We start from the raw sequence: 17,546 nt of genomic DNA on the forward strand, positions 1-17,546 counted from the left end.
ATGATGGATGCGCAAGATATTGGCGCGATTTTACGCGCCGCCCGTGAAGCAAAAGGCATCAGTATTGCCAGTGCTGCAATGCAAACACGTTTAAGCATTGATATTCTAGAAAAATTAGAAGCTAATCGATTTTCGGAAATAGCCGCGCCGGTTTTTACGCGCGGTTATCTGATGCACTACAGTCGTTTTTTGGGGCTCGATGCGGATGTGATGGCAGCCGATTTCAACCGATTGGGCTTTAAAGACAGTGAAATTCGTTTAAGCAGTGCCAATATTGCTAGCCAAAGTCATTCCTTCAAACGCTATCATTTCGGTACTTGGCTGAGTATTGTGCCGCTGATAGCTTTGGCAGGCGTGGTGTTAACCCAAGTATTTAATCCCAACTCTTGGCTAATCAGCCAATTTAAACAGGCTTTTGATAAAGAACGTGCGCCGCTTGTTGAAAATACGGGAAGCAGCGATACTCAAATCACCCTGCAAATCGCAGCAGATAACGGCGCAACAATCACCCAGCCGGTAGAAAATTCATTTGAAGAAATGCCCAGCTTAACATCATTGCCGGCACAAACTCTGCCCTCGTCATCGACATCGGAAACATTAAGCCTGAGCGCTATAGATAATAGCGGTGCTGAAGACATCGCAACATCGACAGTCTCTCCCGTACAGAGCAATGCTTCCGAAGATGCGCCGATAGCCGTATCAGAAGCAGAGAAAAATAGCCAAGACAATGTCCTTACTCAAGCAGCTCAGCCTTCCCTTCAATTACGCGTTAGTAGCGAGAATTGGGTAGAAGTGCGTGATAAAGAGCACCGTATTGTCGCCTCTAAAGTCTATCAGGCAGGCGATTCCATCGATATTCCCCTTGGCAACGGTCCTTATGAATTCAATATCGGCCGCCCGGATGCAGCAAGCTTGATAATCAATGGACAAGCTGCCGATTTAATGCAATATCGCGTAGGAAAATCCCGTCGTTTCAAGGTAACTATCAATGAGTGAAGCCATCCAATCCTTACGCGGCATGAATGATATTCTGCCGCCGCACAGCAGCAGACGCGCCCGATTATTGCAAATCATCCGCCAATTGCTGCAACAATTCGGCTATTTGCCGGCGGAATTGCCGCTTTTGGAAAAAACTCAATTATTCAAGCGCACCATCGGCGGAGAAACCGATATTGTGTCCAAGGAAATGTACAGCTTTGACGACCGCAATCAGGAAAGCATCACTCTGCGTCCCGAAGCTACTGCCGGCGCGGTGCGCGCCATGATTGAAAACGGGCGTTTGCAGCAAATCACGCGCTTATTCGTCGAAGGTCCGATGTTTCGCTATGAAAAACCGCAGGAAGGACGCAGCCGCCAATTCACGCAGGTAAGCGTGGAATGTTTCGGCTTGGCAAATCCCTCTCTCGATGCGGAATTAATTGCTATCGGGCATGAATTATTCACGCAGTTGGATATCCGCGAAGTAGTGAGCTTGGAAATCAACAGTATCGGTCTTGCCGCGGAGCGCAAAGCCTATCAGGCAGCGCTGGTGCAATTTCTCAGCGCTCATATCGAGGATTTGGACGAAGACAGCAAACGCCGCTTACAGACCAATCCTCTGCGGATTTTGGACAGCAAAGACGCCAAAACCCAAGAAATATTAAATCAGGCGCCGCTGCTGCATGACTATTTAGGTGAGGAAAGCAAAGCGCATTTCGCCCAAGTCTGCGGCATTTTGGAAAAATTAGGCATTGCTTATCACATCAATCCCCGCTTGGTGCGCGGATTGGATTATTACTGCCATACCGTTTTTGAATGGACAACCCGAGAGTTGGGCGCGCAAGGTACTATCTGTGCCGGCGGACGCTATGACGGTTTAGTTGAGCAATTAGGTGGCAAGGCGACACCGGCAGCCGGTTTTGCTTTCGGCATCGAGCGCATCTTCATGCTGTGGGAAAATATGCACCCGATTGATATGTCTTACCCCGATATCTATATTTTAGCCACAGGAATTGAAGAACAAGCCGAAGCGATGCGCTGGGCGATGGAAATTCGCCGCGCACGTCCCGATTGGCAAATTATTGTCCATCATCAATTGCAAGCCCTGAAAAAACAATTTGCCAAGGCGGATGCGGCGCAGGCGCGCTTTGTCTTGGTATTTGGCAGCGAAGAAGTGCAGCAGGGCTTGGCGACGTTAAAAAATTTAGCGACAGGCGAGCAGCAGCAGCTGGATTTGGCTGCTGTGATTGCCATGAATATTGAGGAATAAACATGTTTGATCATGATAGAAGCGATGCGGAAACCGCCGAATTAGTCAAAGAATGGCTGGCGCGCCATCTGCCCGTGATTTTTGCCGGCATTGCGATTGCCTTACTGATTATTTTCAGTATGAAATGGTGGGATAAACGGGCGCTGGAAGCCAATTACCGTTTGTCTTATCAAATCGACACCTTAGAAAAAGCGGTCGCCGCTAAAAACGATGCCGCCGTAAACGCCGCCTATACTGCGGATTTAAAAGCAGATAAAAGCAATTACGGCGCCCTTGCCGCCCTGCTTTTCGCCCAACATCAGCAACAGCAGGACAAAACGCAGGAAGCGATTGCCGCCTTGGAAAAAGCCGGTACGGCATCCGATACATTAATCGCCCAAACGGCACAATGGCAGTTGGCGCACGTGAAGATTGGCACCAAAGATTTCGACGGCGCCATGCAGGCTTTGAATTCATTGGAACATTCGGTTTACCAGTCGCAGCTGCCCTTATTGCGCGGCGATATCGACTATTTGCGCGGCAACAGCGAAGCGGCGCTCAAGCATTATCAGCAAAGCCAAGTGCAGCAAGCCTCGCCGCTGTTGGCAACGCGTATCCGCCAATTGGAAACCCAAATTGCCCTTCAATCTGCTCAGGAGACTCAATGAAATCCTCTCTTCTTGCGCTTACCATTGCCTCTCTTTCCCTAAGCGCCTGTTCAAGTTGGTTTTACGGCGAAAGTAACTATCCCGAACCCAATGAATTACGCGAAGTGCAATCGCAATTTAATACGCAAATTCTGTGGCAAAAAAACTTAGGCGACGAAAGCGGCGAGCGCGGTTTGCGCTTAAGCCCTGCCAGTGACGGGCAACACGTTTATGCCGTCAGTGCCGACGGATATTTCTACCGCTTTGACAAAGACAGCGGCAAAGAAATCTACCGCGTGGATTTAAGAAACGATATCAGTTCTGGGCTAACCGTTGCAGGCAATTTCGCTTTTCTCGGCACCAAAAACGGCGATGTGATGGCGATTCGCTTGGAAGACGGGCAAATCATGTGGCGCAGCCGTTTGAGCTCCGTCTTATTATCGCGTCCTGCCTTTGGAGACGGCTTATTGGCGGTTTATGCCTCCGACGGACAATTAAGCGTATTCAATCCGGCGGACGGCGCATTAATCTGGCGTCACCACAGTAAAGTGCCGATGCTGTCTATGCGCGGCAATGCCTCGCCGATTATCGGCGGTGGCGTCGTTATGCTGAGCGATGAAAACGGCGCATTGCAAGTCTTAGACGCGCGCACAGGCATCAGCATTGCCAATGACAATCTCGTGCAGGCAGGAGCGGCGAGCACCGTGGCGGCGATTATCGACCAAGATGCCAGTCCTAAAATCAATAACAACCGCCTTTTTGCCAGTGCTTACGGCAAAGAAACCTATGCCGTTGACCTGCAAAGCGGCGCGCCGCTCTGGCGCAATGAAAGGGCGGCAAGCGGAGTGGATTTTGCCATCAGTCCGACGGAGTTATATCTCAGCACCGCCGAAGATCACGTAGTCGCCCTCGATCAAGATACGGGCAATGAATTATGGCGGAACAGCGATTTAGTCGGCCGCCGTCTGTCGCCGCCATTAGCTATTCCCGGTCTTGTCGGCGTATTGGATTTCGAAGGTTATCTGACTTGGCTGGACAGCCGCAACGGCAATATGATTGCGCGCAGCAAAATTGCCGCCAGCGGCAGCAAAAGCGAAGCGCTGATTCTGCCTGATGTGATTGTATGGCAATTAGATAACGGCGGCATTGTTGCGCTGCGGCCGCAATAAGGAAATTTGATGCAAAGAGCTTATCCACGCAAACCGATTATCGCCTTGGTTGGTCGCCCTAATGTGGGCAAATCGACCCTATTCAATACCCTGAGCCGCAGCCGCCATTCTATCGTCAGCGATATGCCGGGATTGACCCGCGACCGCAATTACGGCGATGCCGATTTAGGCGGCATTGCCTGCCGCATTATCGATACCGGCGGCATGCTGCGGGAAGAAGAAAGCGAAATCGATTTTCGCGTGGACAGCCAAGCGCGGCAGGCGGTTGAAGAAGCCGATATTGTGGTTTTTGTGGTTGACGGGCGCGAAGGTTTGACCGCAGTCGATGAAAAAATCGCCCATGAATTGCGCTGCACGCAAAAGCCTGTCTTATTGGCGGTCAATAAAGCCGATTTTGCCGATCCGGATATTATTTTGGCGGATTTCTATGTCCTAGGCATGGCGAATATACTTGCCATTGCTGCCGAACATCGCCGAAATATCAATAAATTAGGCGATATGATTGCACAGATGCTCTCTGCTTTGCCTGAAGAGCAATTTATTAGCCAAAGCGACAGCGATGCGCAAAATATTAATGAAGGCATTCAATTAGCCGTTTTAGGACGACCAAATGCCGGCAAATCCACCCTATTAAACCGTCTGCTCGGCGAAGACCGTCTGGTTGCCAGCCCTGTGGCAGGCACCACACGCGATGCGGTTATGATTCCCTACGTCGATAATGAAGGCACGCCTTTTACCTTAATCGACACCGCCGGTATCCGCCGCAAGGCGCGCGTGCATGATAAAGTGGAAAAATTCTCGATTGTCAAAGCCTTGGAAGCTGTCGAGCGAGCGAATGTGGTGATTTTAATGCTGGACGCGCATGAAGGCGTTGCCGAGCAGGATGCCCATTTATTGGGCGAAATCACACGACGCGGACGCGGTCTTATCATCGCGGTAAACAAATGGGATCATTTAGACGAGGAAACGCGCGAAGCGGTCAAATTGCAATTTGAGCGCAAACTGCATTTTGTCGATTATGCCGAAGTCTTTTACATCTCCGCTTTGCACGGCAGCAATATCCGCAATCTTCTGCCGGCGGTCAAACGCGTCTATGAAAGCGCCTTGGCGGAAATTTCCACCAATAAATTGACTGAAGCCCTGCAATTGGCGTATCGTCGCCATCAGCCGCCTTTGGTCAACGGTCATGCGATTAAATTGCAATACGCCCACCAAGGCGGACGCAATCCGCCGCATATCATCATCCACGGCTCGCGCACCACAAATGTGCCGGCTTCTTACACGCAGTATTTAAGCAAATTCTTCCGTCGCCATTTTGATTTGCACGGCACGCCGATTCGCATTTCTTACCGCGACAAACACAATCCTTATGGCAATAAGGACAAATAATACCGCTTTCATCTCGAAGGCTATCACGCTGTTTTCTCTTACATAGAAAACAGCGTTTTTTAATTAATTTCAAACACTTTTCGCCAAATACGGCAGACATGGTTAATCGTGTTCTGCCATTCTAGGCTATCCGCCACATTGCTTTGCCGATTAAGTGCGCGGCGGTGTGCGGCTTGGCGCAGACGGCGGTAGGCATCGCGCAGGGTGTTGGCGTCAATCGAGGAAAGCAGCCCTGTGGCTTCCAGCGCGGCGAGTTGGCGGATATTGTCGCTCATGCGCAGCAGAATCGGTTCCTGATGTGCATGTTTTAACAGCAGATATTGCACAATAAATTCGATGTCTATCAGTCCGCCGACGGATTTTTTCAAATGAAAGCCTTCTTTAGCTAAATGTTCGTTATTTTGCATTTTTTCCCGCATATCCAAGACTTGTCGGCGCAAATCGACAGGTGGGGCTTTTTGCAGCACCGTTTGCCGTAGGACGCTGAATTTCGCACATAAGCTCACGTCGCCGCCGATGGGGCGCGCGCGCGTGAGCGCTTGATGCTCCCATGTCCAGGCCTGTTTTTGCTGATAATCTGCAAAGGCTTCGATAGAGGCGATAAGCATGCCGCTGCGTCCGCCGGGGCGCAGGCGGGTGTCGATTTCATACAAAACGCCGCTGGTGGATGGCGCGGAGAGCAAATTATTGATGCGCTGCACCAAACGGGTGAAAAAGACTTGATTGGCGATGCTTTTCTCGCCGTCGGTACTGCCTTGACTGCGTTTGTCGTCATAGAGATAGACAAGGTCGATATCGGAGGTGTAGCTCAATTCCAATCCGCCCAATTTGCCGTAGGCAATGATGGCGAAACGCGCCGCTTCGCCGTCGCTGCTACGCGGTATGCCGTGGCGTTGCCTGAGTTGCTGCCAGGCGCGCTGTAAGGCTTTGTCGATAATCAGTTCCGCCAGATGGCTGAGATGGTCACTGGCTGCCATTAGCGGCAGATTACCGTATAGTTCTGCCCAAGCGATTTTGAATAATTGCGCATGTTTGAAATCGCGAATGGCATGCAGCCAGTTTTCGTCATCGGTATTGGCAAGACGCGCGGATAAATCCCTGTCTAATTGCGTGGCATCTTGAATGAGGCTGCGCTCGCTTAAGATGTCGTCAATGACTAGCGGATGTTCGCGGATAAATTCCATCAAGCCGCGGCTGTCGCGTGCAATCGCCAGCAGATGGCGGATTAATTGCGGATTGCCCGACAGCATGTCGATATACACGCTGCGCGAGGCGACGGTTTCAATCAAGGCGAGGATTTCGCCGATGGCGGCGGCTTCGGCTTTTTCTTGTGCGGCGATGTGCAATAAAAGCGGCAATAAGGTTTCGATTCTTTTGCCGGCTTTTTCCGAAAGCCGCTGCCAAGGTAGGGCGGCGCTGAATTGCTGCAGGGTATGGCTGATGGCTGCGGCCTGCTCGGCAGAATAGTCTTGCGCGATTAAATCGACGCGCAATTGCTCGCCGTTAATCTGCTGCCAATTGGCACTGATGCTGTTTTCAGCGGCAGTGTCATTTTCCGTACTGGCGAAAATGCGGCGAAAGCGCTGGTCGACGGTTTCACGCGCCTGATTCAGTGCCGCTTGCAGAGCTTCTACGCTGTCGAAGCGGCAGGCAAGGCTTAGACGCAGCCATGCGGCGCTGTCGTCAATCGGCGGCAGTTCATGCACTTGCTGTTCGTGGGCGAATTGCAGAGCATTTTCTACCGTGCGCAGCAGCAAATATGCTTCGCGCAGGGCTTGGCATTCCTGCGCCTGCCATAAATTCAGACAGTGCAAATCCTCCAGTACGCTGAGAAAATGCGGCGATTGCAAGGTCGGATATTGACCGCCGTACACAAGCTGCATGGCTTGGACGGAAAATTCCGCCTCACGAATGCCGCCGCGCCCGAGTTTGATGTGATTTTTCATGCCTTGGGCGCGAATCTGCTGATTGATGCTGTGCTTCATTTGGGCAATCGAATCCAATGCGGCATAATCCAAATAGCGGCGGTACATAAACGGACGCAGCTGCCCGAGCAATGCCATGCCGCCCTCAATATCGCCTGCCACGGGACGGGCTTTCATCATCGCATAGCGCTCCCAATCGCGTCCATGGTTTTGGTAGTAGTTCTCCAATGCGGTATAGGACAATGCCAAAGGTCCGGTTTGCCCGAAAGGACGCAGGCGCATATCCACGCGATAAACAAAACCCTCCGCCGTCATTTGATCTAGACAGGCGATGAGTTTTTGCGCCAATTTGCGGAAAAAGACTTCATGTTCAATGGATTTTTGTCCTGCCGCGGCTTGGGTTTCGCCCTGATTGCGGTAGGCGAAAATCAAATCGATATCGGAAGAAAAATTCAGCTCCGCACCGCCTAATTTGCCCATGCCGAGAATCGTCAGGCGCAAGGGTTTGCCGTTTTCATCCAGCGGCTGTCCGTAGCGCGTCTGCAATTGTCGCTCTTGCCACAGTAAAGCGGCTTCCACCAAGGCGCCGGCCAAGGCGGACAGATTACGCAGAAAAGCGCTTTGGCTGAGCCCTCGGCAGAGCAGGGCATAAATCAATGCACTTTGATAGCGGTGTTTGCAGCGGCGCAATTCGCACATCAATGTCGCTTCATCGCCGCAGTCTTGCCAAAAACTGCCGACGGTGCTGAAATCAAAATTCTGCCAATCGCAGTCGAATAAATCGAGTATTTCGGGCTGATTGAGCAATTGCTGCGCGGCATAAGGGCTGGCCTGAACCAGCAGAAGAATATCTTCTCGCTGCGCCCAAGAATAGGCGGCACTATCGCTTTGCCATTGTGAGAGCGAAAACATCAAAAATCCTTAGAGCTATAAAAGCCTTATTGTAGGCAAAGCGCAAGGCTTGGCAAGGGGAGAGCGGTGCCGTGGGCTTTTTTATGCACAGCAAAGCGAATAAAGCGCAAGGGATTTTCCTGTCAAGCGGCGGAGAATAGCAAAACATATAATTAATTTTAATTTAAATCAGTATATTGAATAATAAAAACGGCAATTAAATTGAATTATTCGCTTTCAGCGCCATTTAAGCGGAAATATTTTTTATTAAGGAAAATGCGATGACTGATTTTTCTCACAATCCCCTTTATCAGCCTTCAACCGAGCCTGATTATCATCAGATTAAGCCGGAGCATCATACGGCGGTTTTGGAAATTCTTAAGGAAAACCGCGCGGCGGTAGATGTCTTGATTGCTCAAGAGCAGCCGACTTGGGAGAGCTTGATGCTGCCTTTGGCGCGCATGGATAACCGCCTGTCTTTGGCGTTTAGCCCGATTGCGCATTTGCACAGTGTATTAAGCACGCAGGAATGGCGCGAGGCTTATGAAGCGCTATTGCCGGCATTGTCGGAATACGGTGCGGATATGGCGCAGCATAAGGGCTTGTATGAGGCAATCAAACGCCTGCAATCGGGCGCGGCATTTGCCGGCTTAAATGCAACGCAGCAGAAAATTATTCGTGATCAGATTGCCGATTTCGAGCGCGGCGGCGTGGCTTTGCCGGATGAGAAAAAAGCGCAATTTAAAGCATTTAGCCTGCGTTTGTCGGAATTGGGAACGGAGTTTTCCAATCATGTTTTAGATGCGACCAATGCTTGGCATTTGCTGCTGAACAATGACGACAGCCGCCTAAGCGGTTTGCCGGCTTCCGCATTGGCTTTGATGCAATCTTTGGCGCAGCAGCAAGGACAGTCGGGCTATCGTCTGACCTTAGACGCGCCCGTCGTAATTCCCGTATTAAGTTATGCCGAAGACCGCCAATTGCGCGAAACGGTGTATAAAGCCTATAACGCGCGTGCTTCGGAATTAAGCGACGATGCACAGTTCGATAATGCCGCCATCGTTAAAGAAATTTTGCACATCCGTCAGCAATTGGCGCAATTATTGGGCTATGCCGATTTTGCCAGCCTTTCTACCGATGACAATAAAATGGCGGAAACCCCGCAGAAAGTGGCGGATTTCCTGCAGGATTTGCTGCACAAATCTAAGGCGGCGGGGGAGAAAGAAATGCAGGCTTTGCGCGAATTTGCCGCAGAGACGCTGAGCCTTGCCGATTTGCAGCCTTGGGACGTCAGCTATGCGGCGGAAAAATTGCGCCAGCAACGCTATGCTTTGTCGCAAGAAGATTTGCGCCCCTATTTTCCTTTCGGCAAAGTCATGGAAGGCATGTTAGCCATTACGCAGCAACTATTCGGCGTGCGTTTTGCTCGCAATACGCAGCTTAGCGTATGGCATAAAGATGTCAGCGTTTATGATGTACTAGATGCGGTGGGACAATTGCAGGCGCGTTTCTATCTCGACCCTTATGCGCGCGAGAAAAAACGCGGCGGTGCATGGATGGACAGCGCCGTATCGCGTTTTCGCGACGGCGAACAATTGCAATTGCCGGTAGCGCATTTGGTTTGCAATTTCACGCCGCCTGTGGGCGATGCCGATGCCTATATCACACATGATGAAGTGACCACCTTATTCCATGAATTCGGGCACGGCCTGCATCATATGCTGACGACAGTCGATGAATACGGCGCTTCGGGTATCAGCGGTGTGGAATGGGACGCGGTGGAGCAGCCCAGTCAGTTTATGGAAAACTTCTGCTACGACCGCGACTGCCTTGCCATGATGACCGCGCATCAGGAAAGCGGCGCCGCTCTGCCGCAGGAATTGTTTGAGAAATTGCTGGCGGCAAAAAATTTCCAATCGGCAATGGCAATGTTGCGCCAATTGGAATTTGCAATCTTTGATATGCGCATACACGATAAGAACAATCAGGATCAAGAAGTATTGGCGGTACTTAAAGCCGTGCGTCAAGCCGTGAGCGTCACGCCCGATTATCCGAACAACCGCTTCCCCATGCAATTTTCGCACATCTTTGCTGGCGGCTATGCGGCAGGCTATTACAGCTACAAATGGGCGGAAGTCTTATCCGCAGACAGCTTTGCCGCTTTTGAAGGAACAGGTGTTTTAAATGCGCAGACCGGCGCAAAATTCCGTAACGAAATACTGGCGGTGGGTAGCAGTCGCAGCAGCATGGACAGTTTTATCGCTTTCCGCGGGCGCGAACCTAATATTGATGCCTTGCTGCGCCATAGCGGTATCGCGCAATAAAGGCGATGATTTCTCTTGTCAAGCCGTGCCATGCACGGCTTTTTTCTTAGAACAGGTTTTTGAGCAATTGATAAGAGCGATGCTGCAAGTCTTCATCGTAAATATAGCTGACCGCCATGATTTCATCGGCATGAATTTGCGCTTGCAGGGTAGTGATTTGTGTTTTCACGCTGTCGGGGCTGCCGATCATGCTGCAGGCGGTCATATGTTCGACTTGGTATTGCTGCGCAGGCGTCCATAGCGCGTCCATATTGTCTATTGGCGGTGCCAAGGGGCGGCGGCTGTTGGTAAGGACGTTCAGGAAAAATTGCTGCTGCGAGCTGGCAAGATAGGCGGCTTCCGCCTCTGTTTCCGCCACAATGGCATTGAGCGCGACAATGAAATAGGGTCGGGCATATTGCGGCGAAGCTTGGAAATGGCGGCGATAAATATCCGCCGCCTGCAAGAGCAGGGCGGGCGCGAAATGGGCGGCAAAAGCATAGGGCAGCCCTAAGGCGGCGGCAAGATAGGCGCTTTCCGTGCTAGAGCCGAGAATATACAGCGGTACATCAATCCCTGCCGCAGGGTAGGCGCGCACGCTGTCTTCACTTTGCAGCGGCGAGAAATAATATTGTAATTCGCCAATATCTTGGGCGAAATCATAAGGCTGATGGGAGAAATGACGGCGCAAGGCGGCAGCAGTACGCTGATCCGTGCCGGGCGCGCGTCCCAGTCCTAAATCGACGCGTTGCGGATAGAGCGTGGCAAGCGTGCCGTATTGCTCCGCTACCATAAGCGGACTGTGATTGGGCAGCATGACGCCGCCCGAGCCTATGCGGATGCTTTGGGTCTGCGATAAGACGTGCCCGATGAGCAATTGCGTGGCGGAGCTGGCAAGATTGGGCGTATTGTGATGTTCGGCAATCCAATAGCGGGTATAGCCCAGCGATTCGGTAAATTGCGCCAGCCGCACTGCGGCATCGATGGCTTGTTTGCTGTTTTGTCCTGCGCGCAGCGGCACGAGGTTGAGAAGGCTTAAGGCGGTCGTCATATTATTCCTAAAATTATGTTTGCTGATGATAGGTGTTGCCGCTAAGTTAGCGCCGATAAGAGGAGAAAGCAAGCGAGAATAAATGTTGCCCAATTTTTTGCTTTATAAATTGGGGCATCAGTTAGAATGGGCACAAGACGGCTTGCTTAATACGCCATGACAAATCTGTTGTCATCGTAGAAAATAGTCAAAATGAAATAAAGTGAGACATTATGGATAGAAGAAAATTTATCACACTGAGCTTGTCTTCAGTGGCACTAACCGCCTTGTCGGGTTGTCGTTTGCGTCCCTGTGGTGGCATCAATTGCAGTAGAAAGCCCCTCCCCGCCATATTATTCCTATTATTCGCAAACGACATCGCTCAGGATCTTTTATCATGGCGAAACCCTGCTGTTTTTAACGCCGGAATTTCATCTGGTTCATGAATATCTGAGAATAGATAACCTTAATCCCGAGCGCAGCGTTGCCTTATCCCAAAAATTATTTGCCGGGCTGCCTGAAAAGCTGTTGGCAAAAGCCTATCTCAAAAGCGAGTTGAGCGCGGAAGAAATCGCTCTCTTGGATAAAACTATCGAACAATACAATAAACAGCTGGAAGCATTGGACGTCAGCGTTTATACCCGCTATTCGCCGCCGCTACGCATCATTCCGATGCATTCGATTTTTTGGATATCTTCTTATCCCTCGGTAGATCCTAAGTTCCGCCCGCCGGCATTGCGTAATAAAGACGACAGCGTCTATAAATTTTCCTATGCACCGGAAGAGGCGGAAATTTATGCTGCCGGCACTTATCCTGCCGATTTTTTCGACAGTGCAAGAAGCGTGGACTACCAACTAGCCAGAGAAATCCACGCACAGGGCGTGAAAAACGAACCGCCGACATCCTATGCTTGGCAAAGTCGCCCCAGTCCGGTCAAAATCGATGAGCGCGGTCGTGTGAGCCTTAACGGCAAACGCTTCCGCCCCTTAATTATCCGCTCGGCATTTGCGGCTAAAAATACGGATTAAAGCTTCATATAAAAGAGTAGGGCGCTTAGTCTTAATTAACAGGATTTTTATTTTGCATCAGGGGCTAAAAAGCCGTAATTGCGCAAAATATTCTGCCCCTGTTCGGAAAGCACAAATTGCACAAAACGTTGCGCCGCTTCGGGCGCTTGACTATTGGCGCTTACCGCAATCGGGTAAGAAAGCGCTTCGTCCAATGGCACTTGAAAGAGCGTCTTGACTTTATCTTTCATGATTGCGGCATCCGTGGCATAGACAAATCCCGCTTCCACTTCGCCGCGCGCCACATAATCCAAGGATTGCCGCACGTTCTGCGTGGGAATATTACGTTCGCCGATTTTTTCCCATAATCCGGCTTTTTCTAAGGCGGTCTTACTATAAGTGCCGACCGGTACGCTTTCGGGATTCGCAATGGCAATGTGCTTTATCTCGGCATGTTCGACAAGGGCGGCGAGATCTTGGAGCGCAATATAGCTGTCCTTTGGCGCGATAAGCACAAGAGCGTTTTGTGCAAAATTCGCACGGCTTTCGGGCTTAATCAGCTGTTCTTTTTCCGCGGTATCCATGCGCAATTGATCGGCGCTGGCGAAAATATCTGCCGGCGCGCCGTTTTGCAATTGCTTGAGCAAAGCGCCTGAACCGGCAAAATTGAAAAAGACTTTATCTTGTGGATATTGTTCTGTGTACGCCTTGCCGATGTCATTAAAGGCATCGGTCAGACTGGCGGCGGCGGAGACGGTTAAATCGGCGGCATGAGCGCCGAAGCTAAGCGCGGCACTTAAAGCAAGAAACAAAGATGCGGATTTCATTTTTACCTCATTATGTCAAAGCAAGACCTGTCGCGGCGTTTTGCATCAGCGCGATCCATAAACTAGCACCGATTGCCAATAATTCGTCATTAAAATCATAGTGCGGATTATGCAATGTCGCATCAGGATGATGGCGACCGTTGCCTATCCAAAAATAGGCGCCGGGTTTGTGTTCCAGCATAATGGCGAAATCTTCCGCGGCGGCGCTGGGCGGCGGATTATGGATAACGTTCTCCGCGCCAAGCAAGCAGCGGCTGATTTCTAAGACATAACGCGCTTGGGCGAGATGGTTGCGCGTGGGCGGATAGCGGCGGTCATAATGTACTTCCGCCTGCGCGCCCAATGCCTGCGCAATTCCTTGGGCGGTATCACGGATACGGCTTTCCAATAAATCGCGGATTGGCGGACGGAAAGAACGCGTACCGCCGCTTAAGCGCACTTGCGCAGGAATGATATTGTACATATCGCCGCCGTGCATTTGGGTTACGCTCAATACCGCTTTATCCGTCGCAGCAATATTGCGGCTGACCACAAGCTGCAAGGCGGAAATAATTTGCGCGGCAACCGCAACGCTGTCCACACCCTGCTCGGGATGCGCGCCATGACAGCCGCGTCCGCGAATATCGATATCGAAGCAATCAAAAGACGCCATGACTTCATCATCATGCACCGCCGCTTTGCCAAGCGGCAAATCCGGCCAATTGTGCATGCCGAATACCGCATCGACAGGGAATTGCTCGAACAATCCTTCCGCAATCATGCGTCCGCCGCCGCATTCGTTTTCTTCGGCAGGTTGAAAAATAAACACGGCGGTGCCGGCAAAATCTCGGTGTTCGCTTAAATATTTGGCAGCGCCCAAGAGCATGGCGGTATGTCCGTCATGCCCGCAGGCATGCATTTTGCCTTTGACGGTCGAGCAATGGGCAAATTCATTGGCTTCAAGAATATCCAGCGCATCCATATCGGCGCGCAGACCAATCATCGGACCGGCTTGATTACCTTTCAGCACACCAACTACGCCAGTTTTCGCCAAGCCTTGATGCGTTTCGATGTCCCAATCGCGCAGCAGCTGCGCCACAATGCCTGAGGTGCGAACTTCTTCATAAGCGGTTTCGGGATGACGATGGAAATCCTGCCGCCAAGCGCGCATCAATTGATCAATCGCGCTCCCAGATAGAATTGCCTGCATAGTAGCTCTTATTCAAAGAAAAAACGGTATTATACGCCGCGACTTCAGCCTTGCAAGCCGGCAAATTTGCCGCCCAAAGACAAAAAGAAAACCGCTAAACGAGAACGATTTGCAAAACAAATTATTTTTAGAATGCTTGATGAGCTTTTTAAAGCATGAATTTCTGCTTAAAAACGGACTTAAGGCTTGATAATAAGGGGTTAGCAGTATATAGTACGTTTGTCGTTCTATATTATTTAGGGAGAGCTGGATGCTGCGCATCACCAAAGAAAGCGAGTACGCTTTTTTGCTTTTGAGCGCCTTGCTCGCCGAAGATGATACCCCGAAAAGTGCAACGACACTAGCGCAGCTGACAGGGATTGCCGCCCCTATGACCGGTAAAGTACTCAAGCGATTGGTTCGTCATGATATTTTAATTTCTACGCGCGGTTCGCGCGGAGGCTATGTCTTATCAAGAGCGCCGCATGAGATTTCCGCTTTGCAGGTGGTAGAGGCGATGGAAGGCGTGCCGGAATTGGTCGATTGCGCCCATCATGCGGTCTCTTGCGCCTTGGCGCAGTATTGCACGGTCAGCCCTTTTTGGCAGCAGCTGAATCAGGAGATCAATCAGATGTTGGCGGGGAAAAATTTGGCGGATATGCAGCGCGACGAGCGCCGCCTGCGGCATATGAAAACGCATCCGCATGCGGTTTAAACAAGCTAAGGTTAATCATGAGTCAAAATGAAGAATTGAAACAAATTGCCGCGACTGAATACCAGTTCGGCTTTGAAACCCAGATTGAGCAGGAAACTCTGCCGCCGGGGCTGAATGAGGGGGTTATCCGTCAGATTTCCGCGATTAAACGCGAGCCGGAATGGCTGTTGGAATGGCGTTTGGCGGCATATCGCACATGGCTGGAAATGGAGGCGCCCGATTGGGGGCATTTGAATATCGCGCCGATTGATTATCAGGCGGTCTCTTATTATTCCGCGCCCAAATCGAAAAAAGACGGGCCTAAGAGTTTGGACGAGGTCGATCCGGAGTTGCTGGAGACGTATAAAAAGCTCGGCATTCCTCTGGAAGAGCAGGAAATGCTGGCGGGTGTGGCGGTAGACGCGGTCTTCGATTCGGTTTCCGTTGCCACCAGTTATAAAGAGCGTTTGGCAAAAGACGGCATTATTTTCTGTTCTTTTTCCGAGGCGGTGCAGGAGCACCCCGAACTGGTCAGACAATATTTAGGCACGGTGGTTTCGCCGAAGGACAATTATTTTGCCGCCTTAAATGCGGCGGTCTTTACCGACGGTTCCTTTTGCTATATTCCGCAGGGCGTGCGCTGCCCGATGGAATTATCCACCTATTTCCGCATCAATGCCGCCAATACGGGGCAATTTGAGCGGACATTGATTGTGGCGGACAAAGGCAGTTATGTCTCTTATTTGGAAGGCTGCACCGCACCCAAACGCGAAGAACATCAATTACATGCGGCGGTGGTAGAAATTTATGCGCACGAAGACGCGAGCGTGAAATATTCCACCGTGCAGAATTGGTATCCCGGCGATAAGGACGGCAAAGGCGGAATTTATAATTTCGTGACCAAACGCGGATTGTGTCAGGGCGCGCGGAGCAAGATTTCTTGGACGCAGGTGGAAACCGGTTCGGCGATTACTTGGAAATATCCTAGCTGCGTCTTGCGCGGCGACGATTCGGTCGGCGAGTTTTATTCGGTGGCATTGGCGCGCGATTATCAGCAGGCGGACACCGGTTCGAAAATGATTCATATCGGCAAGAACACCAAATCGACGATTATTTCCAAGGGCATTTCTTTAGGTCGCGCGCAAAATGCCTACCGCGGTTTGGTACGGATTTTGCCGACGGCGGAAAATGCACGCAATTTCTCGCAATGCGATTCTTTATTAATCGGCAGCGATTGCGGCGCGCATACTTTCCCCTATTTGATTACGCAAAATCCCAGCGCGCAAGTCGAACATGAGGCGACTACCGCCAAAATCGGCGAAGATCAGATTTTTTATTGCATGCAGCGCGGCTTATCCGAAGAAGATGCGGTGAGTTTGATTGTGAACGGTTTTTGTAAACAGGTATTTCAGGAATTGCCAATGGAATTTGCGGTGGAAGCGCAACGTCTGATTGAGCTGAAATTGGAAGGCAGTGTTGGTTAAGAGTAAGAGAAAAATGTTAAAAATTGAAAATTTACATGTTGAATTAGAAGACGGAAAAAAAATCCTTAATGGCATTTCTTTGGAAATTCCTGCCGGAGAGGTGCATGCGATTATGGGTCCCAACGGTTCGGGCAAATCGACTTTGGCAAATGTGCTGGCAGGTCGCGAAGGCTATGAAGTCACTGAAGGACATATCTGGTATGAAGACAAGGATTTGCTGGCGCTCGACCCTGAAGAACGCGCCCGCGAAGGTTTATTTTTAGCCTTCCAATATCCGGTGGAAATTCCCGGCGTCAGCAATTTGTACTTCTTGAAATCCGCCTTAAACGCCAAACGCGTGCATCAAGGATTGCCGGAAATCGATGCGATGGATTTTCATGCGTTGCTGCAAGAACGCATGAAGCAGGTCAAAATGGGAGAAAATTTCCTCAGCCGCGCCGTGAATGTCGGTTTTTCGGGCGGTGAGAAAAAACGTAATGAAATCCTGCAAATGGCAGTTTTAGAACCGAAATTGACGGTGCTTGACGAAACCGATTCCGGCTTGGATATCGACGCTTTGCGCGTGGTCGCGGAAGGCGTGAACGCTTTGCGCGATGCCCGCCGTTCTTTCTTAGTGATTACGCATTATCAGCGTTTATTGGAATACATCGTGCCTGATGTGGTGCATGTATTGGTTAACGGCGAGATTGTGCAAAGCGGCGGCAAAGAATTGGCATTGGAGCTGGAAGCGCGCGGTTATCAGGAATACCGCGGCGAAGAAGCAGGCGCATCGCGCAATTAGGAG

At 50.8% G+C, this 17,546-nt stretch carries 14 protein-coding genes; 10 read left to right on the forward strand and 4 right to left on the reverse strand.

What is annotated here, in order from left to right:
• Genes DYC63_RS09515 through der form a run of 5 tightly spaced genes read left to right on the forward strand, consistent with a single transcriptional unit; the run spans position 1 to position 5,432 of the window.
• A complete protein-coding gene (locus DYC63_RS09515; RefSeq protein WP_115219005.1) occupies positions 1-996 on the forward strand; it encodes a helix-turn-helix domain-containing protein in 996 nt (331 codons plus the stop codon).
• A complete protein-coding gene (gene hisS / locus DYC63_RS09520; RefSeq protein ID WP_115219006.1) occupies positions 989-2,248 on the forward strand; it encodes a histidine--tRNA ligase in 1,260 nt (419 codons plus the stop codon). The genes DYC63_RS09515 and hisS overlap by 8 nt, the downstream gene beginning before the upstream one ends.
• Positions 2,249-2,250: 2 nt before the next feature.
• Positions 2,251-2,895 carry a YfgM family protein gene (locus tag DYC63_RS09525; RefSeq protein WP_115219007.1) on the forward strand — a complete coding sequence of 215 codons (645 nt, stop codon included), beginning with the start codon at positions 2,251-2,253 and terminating at the stop codon, positions 2,893-2,895.
• Complete coding sequence (gene bamB / locus DYC63_RS09530) at positions 2,892-4,043, forward strand: outer membrane protein assembly factor BamB (protein WP_115219008.1); 1,152 nt, start codon at positions 2,892-2,894, stop codon at positions 4,041-4,043. Before DYC63_RS09525 ends, bamB begins: the two co-directional genes overlap by 4 nt.
• 9 nt (positions 4,044-4,052) lie before the next feature.
• On the forward strand, positions 4,053-5,432 hold the full coding sequence (der, locus tag DYC63_RS09535; protein ID WP_115219009.1) for a ribosome biogenesis GTPase Der: 1,380 nt from the start codon (positions 4,053-4,055) through the stop codon (positions 5,430-5,432).
• A gap of 59 nt (positions 5,433-5,491) precedes the next feature.
• On the opposite strand, the gene glnE is transcribed toward der, so the two are convergent.
• A complete protein-coding gene (gene glnE / locus DYC63_RS09540) occupies positions 5,492-8,269 on the reverse strand; it encodes a bifunctional [glutamate--ammonia ligase]-adenylyl-L-tyrosine phosphorylase/[glutamate--ammonia-ligase] adenylyltransferase (RefSeq protein WP_115219010.1) in 2,778 nt (925 codons plus the stop codon).
• Positions 8,270-8,529: 260 nt separating this feature from the next.
• On the opposite strand from glnE, the gene DYC63_RS09545 reads away from it, so the two are divergent.
• The gene (locus tag DYC63_RS09545) at positions 8,530-10,572 is read left to right on the forward strand and encodes a M3 family metallopeptidase (protein WP_115219011.1); all 2,043 of its coding nucleotides are present in this window, start codon (positions 8,530-8,532) and stop codon (positions 10,570-10,572) included.
• 46 nt (positions 10,573-10,618) lie between these two features.
• Here DYC63_RS09545 and DYC63_RS09550 read toward each other — a convergent pair whose 3' ends face one another.
• Positions 10,619-11,602: an LLM class flavin-dependent oxidoreductase gene (locus DYC63_RS09550; RefSeq protein WP_115219012.1), complete on the reverse strand. Its 984-nt coding sequence runs from the start codon at positions 11,600-11,602 to the stop codon at positions 10,619-10,621.
• Positions 11,603-11,896: 294 nt separating this feature from the next.
• Here DYC63_RS09550 and DYC63_RS09555 point away from each other — a divergent pair, with 294 nt between their 5' ends.
• Positions 11,897-12,610: a hypothetical protein gene (locus DYC63_RS09555; RefSeq protein ID WP_172459482.1), complete on the forward strand. Its 714-nt coding sequence runs from the start codon at positions 11,897-11,899 to the stop codon at positions 12,608-12,610.
• Positions 12,611-12,657: 47 nt separating this feature from the next.
• Here the strand turns inward: DYC63_RS09555 and modA are convergent, their stop codons facing one another.
• On the reverse strand, positions 12,658-13,416 hold the full coding sequence (gene modA, locus DYC63_RS09560) for a molybdate ABC transporter substrate-binding protein (protein ID WP_115219014.1): 759 nt from the start codon (positions 13,414-13,416) through the stop codon (positions 12,658-12,660).
• Positions 13,417-13,426: 10 nt separating this feature from the next.
• Complete coding sequence (locus DYC63_RS09565) at positions 13,427-14,605, reverse strand: M20 aminoacylase family protein (RefSeq protein ID WP_115219015.1); 1,179 nt, start codon at positions 14,603-14,605, stop codon at positions 13,427-13,429.
• Positions 14,606-14,855: 250 nt separating this feature from the next.
• On the opposite strand from DYC63_RS09565, the gene DYC63_RS09570 reads away from it, so the two are divergent.
• From DYC63_RS09570 to sufC, 3 genes are read left to right on the forward strand one after another with little or no spacing between them, the layout of a single operon-like run.
• Positions 14,856-15,299 (forward strand): SUF system Fe-S cluster assembly regulator, encoded by a 444-nt coding sequence (locus tag DYC63_RS09570; RefSeq protein WP_115219016.1) that lies wholly within the window; start codon positions 14,856-14,858, stop codon positions 15,297-15,299.
• Between the two features lie 17 nt (positions 15,300-15,316).
• Positions 15,317-16,762, forward strand: coding sequence for a Fe-S cluster assembly protein SufB (sufB, locus tag DYC63_RS09575; RefSeq protein WP_115219017.1), 1,446 nt, complete (start codon positions 15,317-15,319; stop codon positions 16,760-16,762).
• Positions 16,763-16,775: 13 nt separating this feature from the next.
• A complete protein-coding gene (sufC, locus tag DYC63_RS09580) occupies positions 16,776-17,543 on the forward strand; it encodes a Fe-S cluster assembly ATPase SufC (protein WP_115219018.1) in 768 nt (255 codons plus the stop codon).
• Positions 17,544-17,546: the final 3 nt, after the last annotated feature.

It is taken from the genome of Suttonella indologenes (genome assembly GCF_900460215.1).
In the GTDB taxonomy this organism is placed as follows: domain Bacteria; phylum Pseudomonadota; class Gammaproteobacteria; order Cardiobacteriales; family Cardiobacteriaceae; genus Suttonella; species Suttonella indologenes.